The sequence below is a fragment of the Mesorhizobium sp. WSM4819 genome, from assembly GCF_055811215.1.
Window position 1 is genome coordinate 44,635 of record NZ_JBVVQO010000007.1, and the last position, 16,627, is coordinate 61,261.

Here is a 16,627-nt window from a genome sequence, read left to right on the forward strand (position 1 = left end):
GCGTCAAGCCCTTTTCGAAAGCAGCCAGCGATAGAGTTCGAGGTATTTTTCTGCGCTTTTATCCCACGACACATCCGCCTTCATGCCTTGCCGCTGCATCGACGTCCAGATCGCAGGGTTGGCGTGCGCCGCGACCAGCCGGCGGATAGCGTGCAGCAAGGCGCCGGCATCGGCGGGTGCGAACTGGAAGCCGGTCGCCACACCTGCCGAAATCGCAGCTTCATTGGCGTCGATGATCGTGTCGGCAAGACCGCCGGTGCGTGCGACGACCGGCACGCAGCCATAGCGCAGGCCGTAAAGCTGCGTCAGTCCGCAAGGCTCGAAGCGCGACGGGATGATGATTGCGTCACAGCCGCCCTGCATGGTGTGGGAAAGCGCCTCGTCATAACCGACGACGACGCCGATGCGACCGCGATGGCGGGCGGCGGCGGCCAGCAGCGCGCCTTCCAGGCCGGCGTCGCCGGACCCCAGGATCGCCAGGCGGGCACCCCTCGCAACAATCCCGTCGACGACCGTTGCCAGTATGTCCATTCCCTTCTGCCAGGTGAGCCGGCTGATCACGCAGACGATCGGACTGTCGTCGCGGTCAAGGTTGAAACGATCCTCGACGGCGGTCCGGTTGGGGTGCCGCGCCTTCAACGTCCTGGCCGTGTAGCTGGAGACCAGATGCTTGTCGGTTTCAGGGTTCCATATCTCGGTGTCGATGCCGTTGACGATGCCATAGAGATCGACGGACCGCATGTTGATGAGGCCATCGAGCCCCATGCCGAATTCCGGCGAGCGGATCTCCTGCGCATAGGTCGGGCTGACTGTGGTGATGGCCCAGGCGGCCTGCAGGCCAGCCTTGAGGAAACCGACGCCGCCGTAATATTCGACGCCGTCGAGCGCCATGGCCGCCGCCGGCAAGCCGAGTTCGCCAAAGATGCCGGCGCCGAACTGGCCCTGGAAAGCGAGATTGTGGACGGTGATCATTGACGGCGTGCCGACCGCCTTGCCGTAGCGCATATAGGCCAGCGACATCGCCGATTGCCAGTCATGGGCATGGACGATGTCAGGCTGGTAACCCGAGACGGCGCCGCCGGCGATGTCGCCGCCAACCTGGCTCAGGGCCGCGAAACGCCGCCAATTGTCCGGCCAGTCGGCGCCGGTGGCATTGCCATAGGGGCCGCCGGGGCGATCGAACAGATGCGGCGCGTCGAGCACGAACAGGTCGAGCCCGGCGATCTGGACGGCATGGACCGAAGCCTTGCCGCCTTGCAGCAGCGGATAGTGGTGAACGGGTTTTTTCTTCTTGAAGGCATCGATGATCTGGGGATAGCCGGGAACAAGCGTGCGCATCGCCACGCCCTTGCCGGCGAGCGCGATGGGCAACGCGCCGGTCACGTCGGCAAGCCCGCCAGTCTTGATCAGAGGGAATATTTCGGGCGTGACCGACAGGACCTGCATTCACGACAGTCCCAGTTTGTCGATCATGGCCTGCGTGACGAGGCAGATGCCCTTTTCGGAAACGCGGAAGCGCTTGGCGTCGAGGACGGGATCCTCGCCGACCACGAGCCCTTCGGGAATCCTGACGCCATGATCGATCACCACGCGCTTCAATCTCGCGCTGCGGCCGACCTGGCAGTCGGGCAGCATGACGACGTCCTCGAGCGTCGAATAGGAGTTGATGCGCGCGCCGGTGAAGATCAGGCTTCGCTTCAGCGACGCGCCTGAGACGATGCAATCGCCCGAGACCAGCGAGGATACCGCCGAGCCACGGCGACCATCCTCGTCATGCACGAACTTCGCCGGCGGCTTCAGCTCGGCATAGGTCCAGATCGGCCAGTCGCGGTCGTAGAGATCGAGCTCGGGCGTGATGTCGGTGAGGTCGATATTGGCTTCCCAATAGGCGTCGACGGTCCCGACATCGCGCCAGTAGGCTTCGTTCTCGGCGGTCGAGCGCACGCAGGATTTGGCGAAGCGATGGGCGATCGCCTTGCCGTGCTCGACGACATAGGGGATGATGTCCTTGCCGAAGTCACGGCTTGAGCCCGGTTCGGCCGCGTCGCGGCGCAGCTGCTCCATCAGGAACTTGGTCTTGAATACGTAGATGCCCATCGAGGCCAGGGCAAAATCCGGCTTGTCGGGAATGCCGGGCGGATCGGCGGGCTTCTCGATGAAGGAGATGATGGTGTCCTTCTTGTCGACATGCATGACGCCGAAGCCGGTCGCCTCCATGCGCGGCACTTCGAGGCAGCCGACGGTGACGTCGGCGCCGGCGTCGACATGCTGGCGAAGCATCAGCTCATAGTCCATCTTGTAGACGTGATCGCCGGCCAGGATGACCATGTATTCGGGCCCGTAGGCCTCGATGATGTCGATGTTCTGGTAGACGGCATCGGCCGTGCCCTCATACCATTGCGTTTCCGATACGCGCTGACTGGCCGGCAGGATGTCGAAGCTCTCGTTGCGCTCGGGCCGAAGGAAGTTCCAGCCGCGCTGCAGGTGGCGGATCAGCGAGTGCGCCTTGTACTGGGTGGCCACGCCGAGGCGGCGAATACCGGAATTGAGCGCATTGGAGAGCGCAAAATCGATGATGCGCGTCTTGCCGCCGAAATAGACCGCCGGTTTGGCGCGCCGGTCGGTCAATTCCTTGAGGCGGCTGCCACGGCCGCCGGCCAGAACATAGGCCATGGCATCGCGCGCCAGCGGCTGGGTCCGTTTTATCTCTGCCATTCTTATCCTCCCAAGTTACGCGCTGCGAGACATCGCCTAGTCCGGAGCAAATTCGAGCATGATCGTCGACAGCGGCGGCAACAGCATCGTCGCCGAGATGCCTCCTGCTTCCTTCCGAGCCTCGACGGCACCGTCATTGCCCTTGCCGGAACCGCCATAGTCGGAGGCGTCCGTGTTGATGATCTCGCGCCATCTTCCAGCCATTGGCAACGGCACGCGGTAATTGTCGCGCGGCACCGGCGTAAAATTGGAGATGACGGCGACCGGGGCTCCGCCCGGTGCACTGCGCAGCCATGCAAAGACCGAGTTGGCGCTGTCGTCGACGATCAGCCAGGAAAAGCCCTCCGGTTCGCAATCGCGCGCATGCAACGCCGGCCGTGAGCGGTAGAGATAGTTGAGATCGCGCACCGTCTGCCAGACGCCGCGGTGGGCCCGGAAATCGAGCAGGTTCCAGTCGAGTGCGCGCGCCTCGCTCCACTCGCGGCGCTGGGCGAATTCCTGCCCCATGAACAACAGCTTCTTGCCGGGGTAGCCCCACATGAAGGCGTAGTAGGCGCGCAGCGTCGCGAATTTCTGCCAGTCGTCGCCGGCCATCTTGCCAAGCAGCGTCCCCTTGCCGTGCACGACCTCGTCATGGGAGAGCGGCAGCACGAAATTCTCTGAGAAGGCGTAGACCAGACCGAAGGTGATGTCGCCGTGGTGATGCTTGCGGAAAATCGGCTCTTTGGAGAAATACTCCAGCGTGTCGTGCATGAAGCCCATGTTCCACTTGAAGCCGAAACCCAGCCCGCCCTCATGTACCGGCTGCGAAACTTTTGGCCATGAGGTCGATTCCTCGGCGATCGTCATCACACCCGGATGATGGCCATAGACTTCCTTGTTCATCCTCTGGAGGAAGCTGACCGCCTCGAGGTTTTCGCGCCCGCCTTTTTCGTTGGGAATCCATTCGCCGGCCTTGCGCGAATAGTCGAGGTAGAGCATCGAGGCGACGGCATCGACGCGCAAACCGTCGACATGGTATTTTTCGGCCCAGAACAGCGCATTGTTGACCAGGAACGAGACCACCTCGCGCCGGCCGAAATTGTAGATCGCGGTGTTCCAGTCGGGATGGAAGCCCTTGCGCGGGTCGGCATGCTCATAGAGCGCGGTGCCGTCGAAATTGGCCAGGCCATGCGCGTCCACCGGAAAATGCGCCGGCACCCAGTCCAGGATGACGCCGATGCCGGCGCGGTGGGCGCCGTCGACGAACCGGGCAAAACCGTCCGGATCGCCGAAGCGGGCCGACGGCGCGTAGAGGCCCGTCGTCTGATAGCCCCAGGACGGATCATAGGGATGTTCGGAGATCGGCATGAGTTCGATATGGGTGAAACCCGTGTCGACAACATACGGGATCAGCCGGTAGGCAAGCTCGTCCCATGACAGGAAGCTGCCGTCGTCGTGAAGCTGCCAGGAGCCGGCATGGACCTCATAGATCGACACCGCCTCGCGGCGGGCGTCGGCGTTGCGCCAGAAATCGCGGTGCGCCTCGTCACCCCATTGATGCGCCGGCGGAAGCGCCGTCACCGAAGCGGTGGCCGGTCGCAGTTCGGACTTGAAAGCGAACGGATCGGCCTTCAGCGGCAGCCTCACGCCATCGGGCCCGATGATCTCGTATTTGTATGGCCGTCCGGCACCGATGTCGGGGATGAACAACTCCCAGATGCCGGTGTCGCGGCGGACGCGCATCGTATGCCTGCGGCCGTCCCATTCGTTGAAGTCGCCGACCACCGAAACGCGCCTTGCATTGGGCGCCCAGACGGCGAAATGCACGCCGGATGCACCCTCGTGATCGATGAGATGCGCCCCGAGCTTGTCGAACAGCCTGAGGTGCGAACCTTCGGCGATGTAATAGTCGTCCAGCGGACCCAGTACCGGACCGAACGAATAGGGATCGGTCAGCCACCAGTCACCGCCGGCATTGCGCGCGTGATAGCGCAGCGGCTGACGCTTTCTGAGCGACAGGCTGCCCTCGAAGAAGCCGCCTTCGTCGCGCCTGGAGAGTTCGCCGGCGTTCTTGCCGGTCAGCGTATAGGCAGTGACGAACTCGGCATGAGGGACAAAGCAGCGGGCGACAAAGCCCTTGTCGACCTCGTGCACACCGAGGACAGCGAAAGGATCACCATGCGTGCCGGCGACAATTGCCGCGACATCACCGGCTGACGCCAGTCCATCCGGCCCGCTTGTCGCAGCGGTCGCGCGCGGCTTCCTCATCAGGCAGTGACCCTCCCCGGCACCCGGACCACGTTGTTCGTGGCCTCATGCAATCATATCAAACGGGCACGTTCCAGATTTCTTTCGCATATTGGCGGATCGTGCGATCGGACGAGAACCAGCCGACGCGGGCGACATTGCGAATTGCCCTGGCGTACCAATCCGGGCTGTCGCGCCAGACGGCGTCGACATCGCGCTGGGTTGAGGCGTAGGCATCGAAATCCGCGGCGACCATGAACCAGTCGCTCTGATAGAGGCCGTTCATCAGGTCGCGATAGCGTTCCGGATCGTCAGGCGAAAAGACGCCCGTCGAAACGGCAGCCACGGCCTGCGCCAGTTCGGGAGAGGCTTCGATCACCGATCGCGGATCGTAGCCGTTGCTGCGCCGCTCGGCGACCTCTTCGGTGGTCAGGCCGAAAACGAAGATGTTGTCGTCGCCGACGCATTCCTTGATCTCGACATTGGCGCCGTCGAGCGTGCCGATGGTCAGCGCACCGTTCAGCGCAAATTTCATGTTGCCGGTGCCGGAGGCTTCCATCCCGGCGGTCGATATCTGCTCCGAAAGATCGGCGGCCGGGATCATGATCTCGGCCAGGCTGACATTGTAGTTCGGCACGAACACCACTTTGAGCAAGCCGCGAACGGCCGGGTCGCGGTTGATGACTTTGGCGACGTCGTTGGCGAGTTTGATGATCAGCTTGGCATTGTGATAGCTGGGCGCCGCCTTGCCGCCGAAGAACTTGACGCGTGGCATCCAGTTGCGCTCGGGATGGGAGCGGATCTGGTCGTAGAGCGCGACTGTTTCGAGGATGTTCAGGAGCTGGCGTTTGTATTCGTGGATGCGCTTGATCTGGATGTCGAACAGCGCCGAGGGATCGATCCTGATGCCGAGGCGGTCGGCGACGAGATTGGCGAGCTTGGCCTTGTTCGCCCGCTTGACTGCCGCGAACTTGTCGCGGAAGGCGGCGTCGTCGGCAAAGGCATCGAGCTCCTTGATCGCGTCTATATCGTCGAGGAAGCGGTCGCCGATCGCCTCGCGGGTGAGCGCGGTGAGACCGGGATTGCACTGGATCAGCCAGCGCCGCGGCGTGATGCCGTTGGTCTTGTTGTTGATGCGGTCGGGGTAGAGTCGGTGGAGCTCGGCAAACACCGTTTCCTTCATCAGCTCGGTGTGAAGGGCAGAGACGCCGTTGATCGAGTGCGAGCCGACAAACGCCAGATTGCCCATGCGCACCCGGCGCTCGCCGTTTTCCTGTATCAGCGAGATCTGGCTGATCTGCTCGTCAGAAAACTGATCGGAGGCGCGCGCCTCCAGCAGCACTTCGGCGTTGATGGCGTAGACGATCTGCATATGGCGCGGCAACAGCCGCTCGAACAGCGGCACCGGCCAGCTTTCGAGCGCCTCTGGAAGCAGTGTGTGGTTGGTGTAGCCGAAAGTGCGCTTGGTGATGCTCCAGGCCTGATCGAAATCCATGCCGTGGACATCCATCAACAGGCGCATCAGCTCGGGCACGGCGATGGCCGGATGGGTGTCGTTCAGATGGATCGCCGCCTTGTCGGGCAGCGACTGCAGGTCGCCATACTGGCTGAGATGACGCTGAATGATATCCTGCAACGATGCGGTGGAAAAGAAATACTCTTGCCTGAGGCGCAGCTCCTGACCGGCCTTGTGGGAATCGGCAGGGTAAAGGACGCGCGACAAGGCATCGGCCTTGTTGCTTTCGGCGAGCGCACCGATGTGGTCGCCGGCGTTGAACTTGTCGAGCAGGATCGGATCGATCGGCATGCCGGACCAGAGCCGCAGCGTGTTGACGCGGTTGGCCCGCCAGCCAACCACCGGCGTATCGTAGGCAACCGCCAGAACATGTTCGATCGGCTTCCAGACGTGGCGCTCAAGCCTGCCGTCCTTCGAGGTGATCGATTCCACCGAGCCGCCGAAACCGACCTCGAATGAGCGTTCGCGCCGCTCGAACTCCCAGGGGTTGCCGTGATCGAGCCAGGTCTCGGGCAGCTCAACCTGCCAGCCGCCATGGATTTCCTGCCGGAACATGCCATTGGCGTAGCGAATGCCATAGCCATGCGCGGGAATGTCGACGGTTGCCATGCTTTCCATGAAGCAGGCGGCGAGCCGGCCGAGACCGCCATTGCCAAGCGCTGCATCTGGTTCGAGGGCCGCGATGAGGTCGAGGTCGACGCCGAGAGACCGCAGCGCTTCGCGCATATTGTCCATCAGGCCGAGATTGGAGAAGGCGTCGCGCATCAGGCGACCGATGAGGAATTCCAGTGACAGGTAATAGACGCGCTTTTCCTGATGGGCGTAGGCCTCTTGCGTTGCCTGCATCCAATGATCGACGATATGGTCGCGCACGACCTTTATCGAGGCGGTGAGCCAGTCGTATTGCGTCGCGACACTGGTCCCCTTGCCGAGCCTGTATTTGAGGGCCTTCAAGACTTCGTCGGCAAGCGCCTTGGGATCGGAGTTTTCGAGAATGGGGGTTTTGGATGTCATCGCGCGCGTCATGCTGCCTCTCGTGCGGTTGCCATGATCATACCGGCTTTCACCATTCCTCCCAGCCCATGCTAGCGCATATTGTTATGCGTTCAATCGAGTTAGATTGCCGCGGGGAAGCTTACCCAGCGGCGGTTTTAGCAACTTGAAGTGCGTCGCGTTTGGGCGGCGTCTGCGACGCATCTTAGAGTCTTAGTTATGTGCATATCGTCCCAAAACCGCAGCGCACCCTCGGTTCGCGCCCGAGGGCATGCTTTTGGGCGACATGCATCAGGCCGCCAGTGCCGCCTCCGGCGGAAGCTTCGCTCCGGTCATGAAGGCGACGGCGTCCGACATCGTATATTGCTTGGGATCGATGACACAGAGGCGACGGCCCAGCCGATGGATGTGAATGCGGTCGGCCACCTCGAAGACATGCGGCATGTTGTGGGAGATCAGCACGATCGGCAGGCCGCGCTTCTTCACGTCGAGGATCAGTTCGAGCACGCGGCGGCTCTCCTTGACGCCTAACGCCGCCGTCGGCTCATCCATGATGACCATCTTCGAGCCGAAGGCGGCGGCGCGCGCCACCGCCACGCCCTGGCGTTGGCCGCCCGAGAGCGTTTCCACGGCCTGGCTGATGTTCTGGATGGTCATCAGGCCAAGTTCGGTGAGCTTGTCGCGGGCGCGCTTTTCCATTGCCGGGCGGTCGAGCATGCGCAGCCAGTCGCCCAGAAAACCCGGTTTGCGGATCTCGCGACCGAGGAACATGTTGTCGGCGATCGACAGCGCCGGCGACAGCGCCAGGTTCTGGTAGACGGTTTCGATGCCGGCTTCGCGGGCTTCGATGGGCGACTTGAAGAGCACCTGCTTGCCGTCCAACTCGATGATCCCCTCGTCCGGGACAACGGCGCCCGAGATCGCCTTGATCAGCGTCGACTTGCCGGCTCCATTGTCGCCGATCACGGCCAGGATCTCTCCCGGATAGAGATCGAAGTCGCAGCTGTTCAGTGCGGTGACGCGGCCGTAGCGCTTGACGAGGCCGCGCGCGGTGAGGATGGGCTCCTGGGTCATGGTTACACCGAAACCTTTCTGATCCACTGGTCGATCGCCACGGCGCCGATGATCAGCACACCGGTGAGCAGCACTTTCCATTGCGGATCGGCGCCCAGCATGTTGAGGCCCATCGAAACGACGCCGACGATCATCGCGCCGAACAGCGTGCCCAGAATAGAGCCGCGCCCGCCGAAGAGGGAAATGCCGCCGATCACCGTCGCGGTGATCGCCTGCAAATTGTAGTCGGTGACGGCAGCGGACGGCGAGATCGAGCCGTTGCGGCCGATGGAGACCCAGGCAGCGAAAGCGGCGATCAGCCCGGCAAGCGTGTAGACCGAGATCAGCACCTTCTTGGTCTGGATGCCCGACAGCTTCGCTGCCTCCGGATCGTCGCCGACAGCGTAGACATGACGGCCCCATGCCGTGTGATTGAGCACATACCACAAGAACAGCACCAGCACGACCATGGCAATGACGCCGAACGTCAGCACCGCCGTGCCGACCTTGAAGTTCAGGCCAAACAGATGCAGCAGCGGGGCTTGGACGTCGACGTCGGCGTCACGGATCGTCTCATTGGCCGAATAGATGAAGTTCGTGGCCATGACGATGTTCCAGGTGCCGAGCGTGACGATGAAGGGCGGCAGCTTCATGTAGGCGACCAGCAGCCCGTTGAGCAGCCCGCAGGCCCCGCCGGCGGCAAGCCCGATCACCACGGCAAGCAAGGTCGGCAGGCCATAGGTGACCGCGCAATTGCCCATGATCACGGCCGAAATCACCATGATCACGCCGATTGACAGGTCGATGCCGGCTGTCAGGATGACCAGCGTCTGCGCGGCGCCGAGAATACCGACGATGGCGATCTGCTGCAGGATCAGCGTCAGCGTGTAGGACGAAAAGAACCGTCCTCCGATCGTGACGCCAAAGACAGCGATCGACAGGACCAGCACGATCAGCGGCACCGCAGCCGGAGTGGAATGCAGGAAATGCTGGATGCGCTTGACGAGCGACGTACCATGCTCGTCAAAAGCAGCAACGCTTGTCTCGCTGTTCGCGAGAGCCTTTTCGAATTCCTGAACCTGAGACATGTTTCCTCCCATGAGGCTTCAGCTACGCGCCGACGCCCGTCCAACCGTTCCCGATCTGCCGCCGGAATTGCTCGCGCTTGCGATTTCCGCATCGTCCACCCGAAGCGGCCGGGGATCAAGCCCCTGGCCGCTTCGGTCTGTTGCCTGTCAGACCGGCATCAGCCCCAGCACTTGGCGAGGCCTTCCTTGGTGTCGATGGACTTCACGCCCTCCGCGGGCTTGTCGGTCACGAGGTTGACGCCGGTGTCGAAGAAATCCTTGCCTTCGGTCGGCTTGGGCTTCGTCCCGTCCTTGGCGTAAGCGGCGATCGCTTCGATGCCGAGTGCCGCCATCTGCAGCGGATATTGCTGTGAGGTCGCACCGATCACGCCCTCGGCGACCGACTTCACGCCGGGGCAGCCGCCATCGACCGACACGATCAGCACATTGCCTTCGAGACCCACGGCCTTGAGCGCCTGGTAGGCGCCGACGGCTGCCGGCTCGTTGATGGTGTGGATGACGTTGATGCCAGGATCCTTCTGGAGGAGGTTCTCCATCGCCTTGCGGCCGCCTTCCTCGTTGCCGTTGGTGACGTCGTGGCCGACGATACGCGGATCATCCTCATCGCCGATCTTGTTGGGGTCCTTCACGTCGATACCGTAGCCCATCATGAAGCCCTGGTCGCGCAGGACGTCGACCGTCGGCTGCGAGGGCGTCAGGTCGAGGAAGCCAATCCTGGCATCCTTCGCCTTGTCGCCGAGCGTCGCTGCGGCCCAGGCACCAATCAGCCTGCCGGCCTCCAGATTGTCGGTCGCAAAGGTCGCGTCGGCGGCGTCGAGCGGATCAAGCGGCGTGTCCAGCGCGATCACCAGCAGACCGGCGTCACGTGCCTTCTTCACCGCCGGGACGATGCCCTTGGTATCCGACGCGGTGATCAGGATGCCCTTGGCGCCGTCGGCGATGCAGCTTTCGATCGCCGCCACCTGGCTCTCGCTGTCGCCATCGATCTTGCCGGCGTAGGCTTTGAGTTCGACGCCGAGTTCCTTGGCCTTGGCGCTCGCGCCTTCCTTCATCTTGACGAAGAACGGGTTGGTGTCGGTCTTGGTGATCAGGCAGGCGCCGACATCGGCGGCGGACGCAGCCGAGGTGAATGCCATCAAACCCAGTCCGGCCGCGGCAAAAACGGTGGATCTTAGCAGTGCTGTCTTGGTCACGATTTTCCTCCCAGTGGGACCAGTTCGGATGCCGGCCAACCGGCATCGCATGAGCATCCAGCGACTTCTCCCAGCGTGGACGCTTGCCACAAGAGAATACCAGACTGAGGGTCCTGTCAATAATTAAATCACTCTTATTTATTATTGACAGCGTGGCGTCGGTCACTCATTCTGGCCAAAAGCATTAAGGGAAACGACGGGAGGAGAAGGGGTGGAGACCGGCATACCAAGGCACGGTTCGCCCGAGGCAGCCAAAAGCCGCATTCACCGCGGCACCAACCAGAGCGGCATGCGGGACCACAATGAGCGGCTGGTGCTGTCGCTGGTGCGTCAGCACGGCAGCCTGGCGAAGTCCGACATTGCGCGCATGACCGGACTTTCGGCCCAGACCGTTTCGGTCATCATGCGCGAGCTCGAGGAGGACAACCTTCTTGTCCGCCAAGCGCCGCTGCGCGGCAAGATCGGCCAACCTTCCATTCCGATGGCGCTCAATCCCGATGGCGCCTATTTCATCGGCCTGAAGATCGGCCGCCGCAGCGCCGAACTCGTGCTGATCGATTTTCTCGGCAATGTGCGCTCGATGCTGCAGCATTCCTACCGCTATCCGGCACCGCGCGAGACGGTCGAGTTCGTCACCTCCGGCATGAAGACGATGCGCGGCGAACTCATCCCGGCGCAGGAAAAGCGCATTGCCGGACTTGGCATTGCCATGCCGTTCGAATTGTGGAGCTGGGCCGATACGGCAGGTGCGCCGCGCGACGTCATGGACGAATGGCGCCACCGAGACATCCGCGCCGACATCCAGGCACAGTGCGAATTCCCCGTCTACCTGCAAAATGACGCTACCTCTGCCTGCGGCGCCGAACTGGTGTTCGGCAAAGCGGGCACGGCACGCGACTTCGTCTATTTCTACATCGGTGCCTTCGCCGGCGGCGGCATCGTGCTGAACGGTCACCTTTTCGGCGGACCGACCGGCAATGCCGGCGCGCTGGGTTCGATGCCGGTGCCTGGACCGGACGGCAAGCCGACCCAATTGATCGGCGTGGCGTCGATCGCCATGCTGGAAAAGGCACTCAACGCGCGCGGCGTCGAAGCCTCACATCTGTGGACGTCACCGGAGGATTGGGGCGAAATCGGCGTCGAGCTCGACGATTGGATCGCCTGCGCCTCGCATGCGCTCGCCTATGCCATTGTGGCGGCGTCATCGGTTATCGATTTCGAGGCGGCGGTGATCGACGGATGGATGCCGAAGGCCGTGCGGCGCCGGCTCGTCGATGCCGTTATCGATGCTATCGGCAAGATCGACGGTGAAGGCCTGAAGCTTCCAGCCGTGCGCGAGGGGACTGTCGGCATTCATGCACGTGCCCTGGGCGGTGCCAGTCTGCCGCTTTCCGAGCGCTTCCTCATCGGTTCGACCACGATTTCCAGGAGCACCTGAATGCTGATCGGAATCCCGGCCCTGCTCGGCCCGGAGCTTCTGGCGATGCTGCGTGCAATGGGCCATGGCGACGAGATCGCCCTTGTCGACGGAAACTACCCGGCGAAGGAACAGGCACACCGGCTCATCCGCGCCGACGGTCATCATCTTGCTCCGATGCTCGACGCCATCCTCAGCGTATTGCCCGTCGATGACGCAGTGCCGGAGGCGCTGTTTCGCGCCTCGGTCAAAGGTGATCCCCTGATTGCCGATCCCGTTCATCACGAGATGGAGGCGATCTGCGCCAGGCGTGCTCCGGGCCGCAAGGTGGTTGCGCTTGCCGGCGCCGACTTCTATCAACGGGTCAGGTCCGCGCACGCGATCGTGGCGACAAGCGAGCCGCGGCTCTACGCCAACATCATCATCCGCAAGGGTGTGATCTATCCGCCGGAGACCAGAAAATCATGATCCTCTGTTGCGGCGAAGCCCTGATCGACATGCTGCCACGCACCACGACTGAGGGCGAGCCGGCCTTTGCCCCCTATGTCGGCGGCGCGGTGTTCAACACGGCAATAGCGCTCGGCCGGCTGGGAGCGCCCGCCGGTTTCTTTTCCGGCCTGTCGACGGATCTGTTCGGCAGCCAGTTCAAGGACGCGCTTGACGCAAGCCAAGTCAGTTCCACCTATGCGCACACATCGCCCCGGCCGACCACGCTCGCCTTCGTGCGGCTGGACAACGGCCAGGCGACCTACACGTTCTACGATGAAAACACAGCCGGACGGATGCTGACCATCGACGATCTGCCGAAACTCGGCAGCGAGATCGAAGCCATGCTGTTCGGCGCCATCAGCCTGATCTCAGAGCCGGCCGGATCCGCCTACGAGGAATTCATGCGGCGCGAGCACAGCCGCCGCGTCATGATGCTCGATCCCAACATCCGGCCGAATTTCATAGCGGACAAGGCCAAGCATCTCAGGCGCATCCGCTCGATGATGGCCATGGCCGACATCGTGAAACTGTCGGACGAGGACCTCAACTGGTTCGGCGAAGCCGGCTCGCACGAGGACGTCGTCCGCAACTGGCTGGAGCGCGGCCCGACGCTGATCGTCGTCACCCATGGCAGCGAAGGCGCCATCGGCTACACCAGGGATCACAAGGTCACGGTCGTGCCGGACAAGGTCGAGGTGGTCGATACGGTCGGCGCCGGCGACACGTTCAACGCCGGCATCCTGGCCTCGCTGCACGAGCAAGGCCTGCTGTCGAAGGAGGCGATCGCCAATCTATCGGACGACGCCATCCACAAGGCGCTGGCGCTCGGCGCCAAGGCTGCGGCGGTAACCGTGTCGCGGGCCGGCGCCAATCCGCCCTGGCGGCATGAAATCGCCTGATTGGACGGCGATGCGCTGAGGATGCGCAGGACGTCGATCACTTTATGTTTCGCCCAGCCGAGCGCGTGCGACACGAAGGCCGTGTCGTGCGCTACAAAGCCCCGGATTTCCGGCGTCTGATGCGGACCTGTCGGACTAAGAGGTAACAGGCTGCGACATTTGAGCAATTGTGGTTTGGTCCGTGCAGCTTTCTCGGCCGCGCCAAGTCTGATACCAGCGGCCGGTTATCTGGCTAGTCCCCGTTTTGAGGCCGACATGCAGTTCATCGATCTAGGCGCGCAGCGCGAACGAATCCGCGACAGGCTGAAAGCCGCCATCGACCGCGTCGTCGACGAGGGTCGCTACATTCTCGGACCTGAGGTCACCGAATTCGAAAACAAGCTCGCCGCCTATGTCGGCACCAAGCATGTCGTAGCCTGCGCCAACGGGACCGACGCGCTGCTGCTGCCGCTGTTTGCGGCCGGCATCGGTCCAGGTGACGCGGTGTTCGTGCCGAGCTTCACCTTCGCCGCGACGGCGGAAGTGGTGGCGCTGGCCAGGGCCGAGCCGGTTTTCGTCGATGTCGATCCGCAGACCTACAATATCGACATCGCCAGCCTCGAAGCCGCCATCGCCATGATCAAGGCGGAAGGCCGGCTGAAGCCAAGGGCGATCATTCCCGTCGACCTGTTCGGGCTCGCCGCCGATTACGAGGCGATTATTGCCATCGCCAACCGCGAAGGGCTGATGGTGATCGAAGATGCCGCCCAAGCGATCGGCGGCTCGAGCGACGGCAAGATGCTGGGTTCGTTCGGCGCGGTCGGCTCGACCAGCTTCTACCCGGCAAAACCGCTCGGCTGCTATGGCGACGGCGGCGCGATGTTCACCAATGACGATGCGCTGGCCGAGCAACTTCGCTCGTTCGCCTTCCACGGCAAAGGCGAAACCCAATATGACAATGTCCGCGTCGGCATCAATTCGCGGCTCGACACTCTGCAGGCGGCGATCCTGATCGAGAAGCTGGCCATTCTTGAAGACGAAATGGTTGCCCGGCAAGCGGTCGCCAAACGGTATGCCGAAGGCCTCGGCGACATCGTCAAGGCAGCGCGCAACCTGGACGGCGGCCGTTCGGCCTGGGCGCAATATGCCATCGAGACGCCGAAGCGGGACGGGCTGAAGGCGCATCTCGGGGAAAAAGGCGTTCCGTCGGTGATCTATTATGTGAAGCCGCTGCACAGCCAGATCGCCTACCGCGACTATCCGCGCACGCCGACAGGTCTTGCCGTTTCTGAGGAGCTGCCGAAGCGTATCCTGTGCCTGCCCATGCATCCCTATCTGAGCGAGGCCGACCAGGACCGGATCATCGAGACGATCCGCAATTATATCGGCTCGAATTCGGCGCAAATCGCCGCCGCGTAGAGTCTCACGCGCACGACTACGATCTAGCCGGTAGCGCTCCCGCGTAAATATCAGGTTTTGATACCCACAGTCGTGACATCGGTAAGCGCAAATCCCGCATCGATGGTCAGGATCGGCGCCTGGTAGGATTTCGCCGTGGCATAGTGGAAGCAGTCGGCAAGATTGAGCGCACTATTCCGTTCAGCGTCCGGATAGCGGTGCCGTCCATAGCGATCGAAGGCTTGCAGCGCGACGGTCAACTCACGGCTCGAAATCGCCATAAGCTGGACCCCGGCCGCTTCAAGGAACTCCTGCACGCGCGCTTCAGCTTCTGCCATGGGAATGCGCTTTTTGCGAAACAGCCCAACTGTCGCCTCCCATGCAGCCACGACCGATGTGATCGGCCGTGGAGAGCGTGCGGCATCCAGCGCGGCCGCAAGGTTCTCGGCGTCAGGCTCTTCCGTCATAATGGCGATGATTGCAGACGCATCGACGAACATCAGTAGTCGCCGCTGAGGTCATCGAAAAACGCCCTGTCCGCCGCAAGGCCGGTGTCCGGATAGGCCGCAATCTTCGCGCGCAAAGGCTTCAGCCGCTCCCACAGTGGGATCGCCTCTTCGGCGCGGCGCAACTCGTTCTCCAGGGCCAGCTTCACGGCAGCCGTCTTGTTCAAGCGCGTGCGTGCTGCCAGTTTTTCGGCAAGCACGTTTACCTCTTCACTGCGAATGTTGAGCGGCATTAGCCAATTTCCCCGTGTAGACGTAAATATAACAACGCCAACACGCGATGGCAACCGTCCGTCAGGAGAGCATAAGGTTTTGTGGGAGCGCTTCCGTCAATTTCGAGGACGCGCTCGCACGGCGTCAGGTTGGCCCGCGCTCTTCCCGCTGGCGATGAAATGCGGATTGGCAAAATCCACGTCATCGCTCTGGTTGCGCTTGCCGTAGGCCAGCGGCTGACCATCGAGCGAGCGCGTCATCCCGCCTGCGGCGCGCAGCACCGCGTCACCCGCCGCGGTGTCCCATTCCATGGTGCGGCCGAAGCGCGGATAGACGTCGGCCTCGGCGCTGGCGACAAGACAGAATTTCAGCGACGAGCCGACCGAGACGATCTCGGCAGCGCCCACCGTGCGGATATAGGCTTCGGTCTCGGGCGTATTGTGGGACCGGCTGGCGACGACGGTCAGTGGCGCCACGCCCGTTCTGGCCGAAATCGGCCGACGGCCGATGATCTGGTAATCGCCATTGACATCGATTGCTTCCGCCCTGCCCGGCCGGCCGGAAAAGAAGCGTCCGGTGCATGGCGCAAAGACCACACCGATCTCCGGCACGCCGTGGCGAACGAGCGCGATGTTGACGGTGAAGTCGGTCCTGCGGTTGACGAATTCCTTGGTGCCGTCGAGTGGGTCCACCAGGAAGAAGGCATCATCGAGGTCGGGCGGCACGATGCCGGCCGATGCCTCTTCCTCAGCCACGCAAGGGATATCGGGGAAGGCGGCGCGCAGCCCGGCGAGAATGATCTTTTCGCTCTCGCGATCGGCTTCGGTCACCGGCGAGGCGTCTGATTTCTGATCGACCGCGCAGCCGGCATCAAAAACACGCATCACCTCTCGCCCCGCCGCCAGGGCAAGGCGCTCGAACACCCCGAGCATCGCTTCG

At 62.7% G+C, this 16,627-nt stretch carries 14 protein-coding genes; 4 read left to right on the forward strand and 10 right to left on the reverse strand.

The window, feature by feature from the left end; translation table 11 throughout:
• Nucleotides 1–3: 3 nt before the first annotated feature.
• The 7 genes from glgA to AC0L18_RS08830 form a co-directional block, all read right to left on the reverse strand.
• Complete coding sequence (glgA, locus tag AC0L18_RS08800; RefSeq protein ID WP_473491658.1) at nucleotides 4–1,446, reverse strand: glycogen synthase GlgA; 1,443 nt, start codon at nucleotides 1,444–1,446, stop codon at nucleotides 4–6.
• Nucleotides 1,447–2,715: a glucose-1-phosphate adenylyltransferase gene (gene glgC, locus AC0L18_RS08805; RefSeq protein WP_077381220.1), complete on the reverse strand. Its 1,269-nt coding sequence runs from the start codon at nucleotides 2,713–2,715 to the stop codon at nucleotides 1,447–1,449.
• Nucleotides 2,716–2,751: 36 nt separating this feature from the next.
• Nucleotides 2,752–4,965 (reverse strand): 1,4-alpha-glucan branching protein GlgB, encoded by a 2,214-nt coding sequence (gene glgB / locus AC0L18_RS08810; RefSeq protein ID WP_473491660.1) that lies wholly within the window; start codon nucleotides 4,963–4,965, stop codon nucleotides 2,752–2,754.
• A 58-nt stretch (nucleotides 4,966–5,023) separates the two neighbouring features.
• A complete protein-coding gene (locus AC0L18_RS08815) occupies nucleotides 5,024–7,486 on the reverse strand; it encodes a glycogen/starch/alpha-glucan phosphorylase (RefSeq protein ID WP_473491662.1) in 2,463 nt (820 codons plus the stop codon).
• Between the two features lie 258 nt (nucleotides 7,487–7,744).
• Complete coding sequence (locus tag AC0L18_RS08820) at nucleotides 7,745–8,527, reverse strand: ATP-binding cassette domain-containing protein (RefSeq protein WP_023802796.1); 783 nt, start codon at nucleotides 8,525–8,527, stop codon at nucleotides 7,745–7,747.
• Nucleotides 8,528–8,529: 2 nt separating this feature from the next.
• Nucleotides 8,530–9,594 (reverse strand): ABC transporter permease, encoded by a 1,065-nt coding sequence (locus AC0L18_RS08825; protein ID WP_236388051.1) that lies wholly within the window; start codon nucleotides 9,592–9,594, stop codon nucleotides 8,530–8,532.
• Nucleotides 9,595–9,752: 158 nt separating this feature from the next.
• Nucleotides 9,753–10,730: a substrate-binding domain-containing protein gene (locus AC0L18_RS08830; RefSeq protein ID WP_473491837.1), complete on the reverse strand. Its 978-nt coding sequence runs from the start codon at nucleotides 10,728–10,730 to the stop codon at nucleotides 9,753–9,755.
• Between the two features lie 268 nt (nucleotides 10,731–10,998).
• Between AC0L18_RS08830 and AC0L18_RS08835 the strand changes: the two genes are divergently transcribed.
• From AC0L18_RS08835 to AC0L18_RS08850, 4 genes are all read left to right on the forward strand, one after another.
• Nucleotides 10,999–12,225, forward strand: coding sequence for an ROK family transcriptional regulator (locus AC0L18_RS08835; protein WP_473491663.1), 1,227 nt, complete (start codon nucleotides 10,999–11,001; stop codon nucleotides 12,223–12,225).
• A complete protein-coding gene (locus tag AC0L18_RS08840; protein ID WP_287061407.1) occupies nucleotides 12,226–12,672 on the forward strand; it encodes an RbsD/FucU family protein in 447 nt (148 codons plus the stop codon). It abuts the gene before it with no gap.
• Entirely contained in the window at nucleotides 12,669–13,592 is a 924-nt protein-coding gene (locus AC0L18_RS08845; RefSeq protein WP_091589850.1) for a carbohydrate kinase family protein, read from the forward strand. Before AC0L18_RS08840 ends, AC0L18_RS08845 begins: the two co-directional genes overlap by 4 nt.
• A 255-nt stretch (nucleotides 13,593–13,847) precedes the next feature.
• Entirely contained in the window at nucleotides 13,848–14,990 is a 1,143-nt protein-coding gene (locus AC0L18_RS08850; protein ID WP_473491665.1) for a DegT/DnrJ/EryC1/StrS family aminotransferase, read from the forward strand.
• A gap of 50 nt (nucleotides 14,991–15,040) precedes the next feature.
• On the opposite strand, the gene AC0L18_RS08855 is transcribed toward AC0L18_RS08850, so the two are convergent.
• The 3 genes from AC0L18_RS08855 to cysQ all read right to left on the reverse strand — a co-directional run bounded on the left by AC0L18_RS08855 (nucleotide 15,041) and on the right by cysQ (nucleotide 16,620).
• Nucleotides 15,041–15,469, reverse strand: a complete 429-nt coding sequence (locus tag AC0L18_RS08855; protein WP_473491667.1) for a type II toxin-antitoxin system VapC family toxin — start codon at nucleotides 15,467–15,469, stop codon at nucleotides 15,041–15,043.
• On the reverse strand, nucleotides 15,469–15,708 hold the full coding sequence (locus tag AC0L18_RS08860; protein WP_473491668.1) for a type II toxin-antitoxin system VapB family antitoxin: 240 nt from the start codon (nucleotides 15,706–15,708) through the stop codon (nucleotides 15,469–15,471). The genes AC0L18_RS08855 and AC0L18_RS08860 overlap by 1 nt, the downstream gene beginning before the upstream one ends.
• 96 nt (nucleotides 15,709–15,804) lie before the next feature.
• Entirely contained in the window at nucleotides 15,805–16,620 is an 816-nt protein-coding gene (cysQ, locus tag AC0L18_RS08865) for a 3'(2'),5'-bisphosphate nucleotidase CysQ (RefSeq protein WP_473491839.1), read from the reverse strand.
• Between the last annotated feature and the right edge of the window lie 7 nt (nucleotides 16,621–16,627).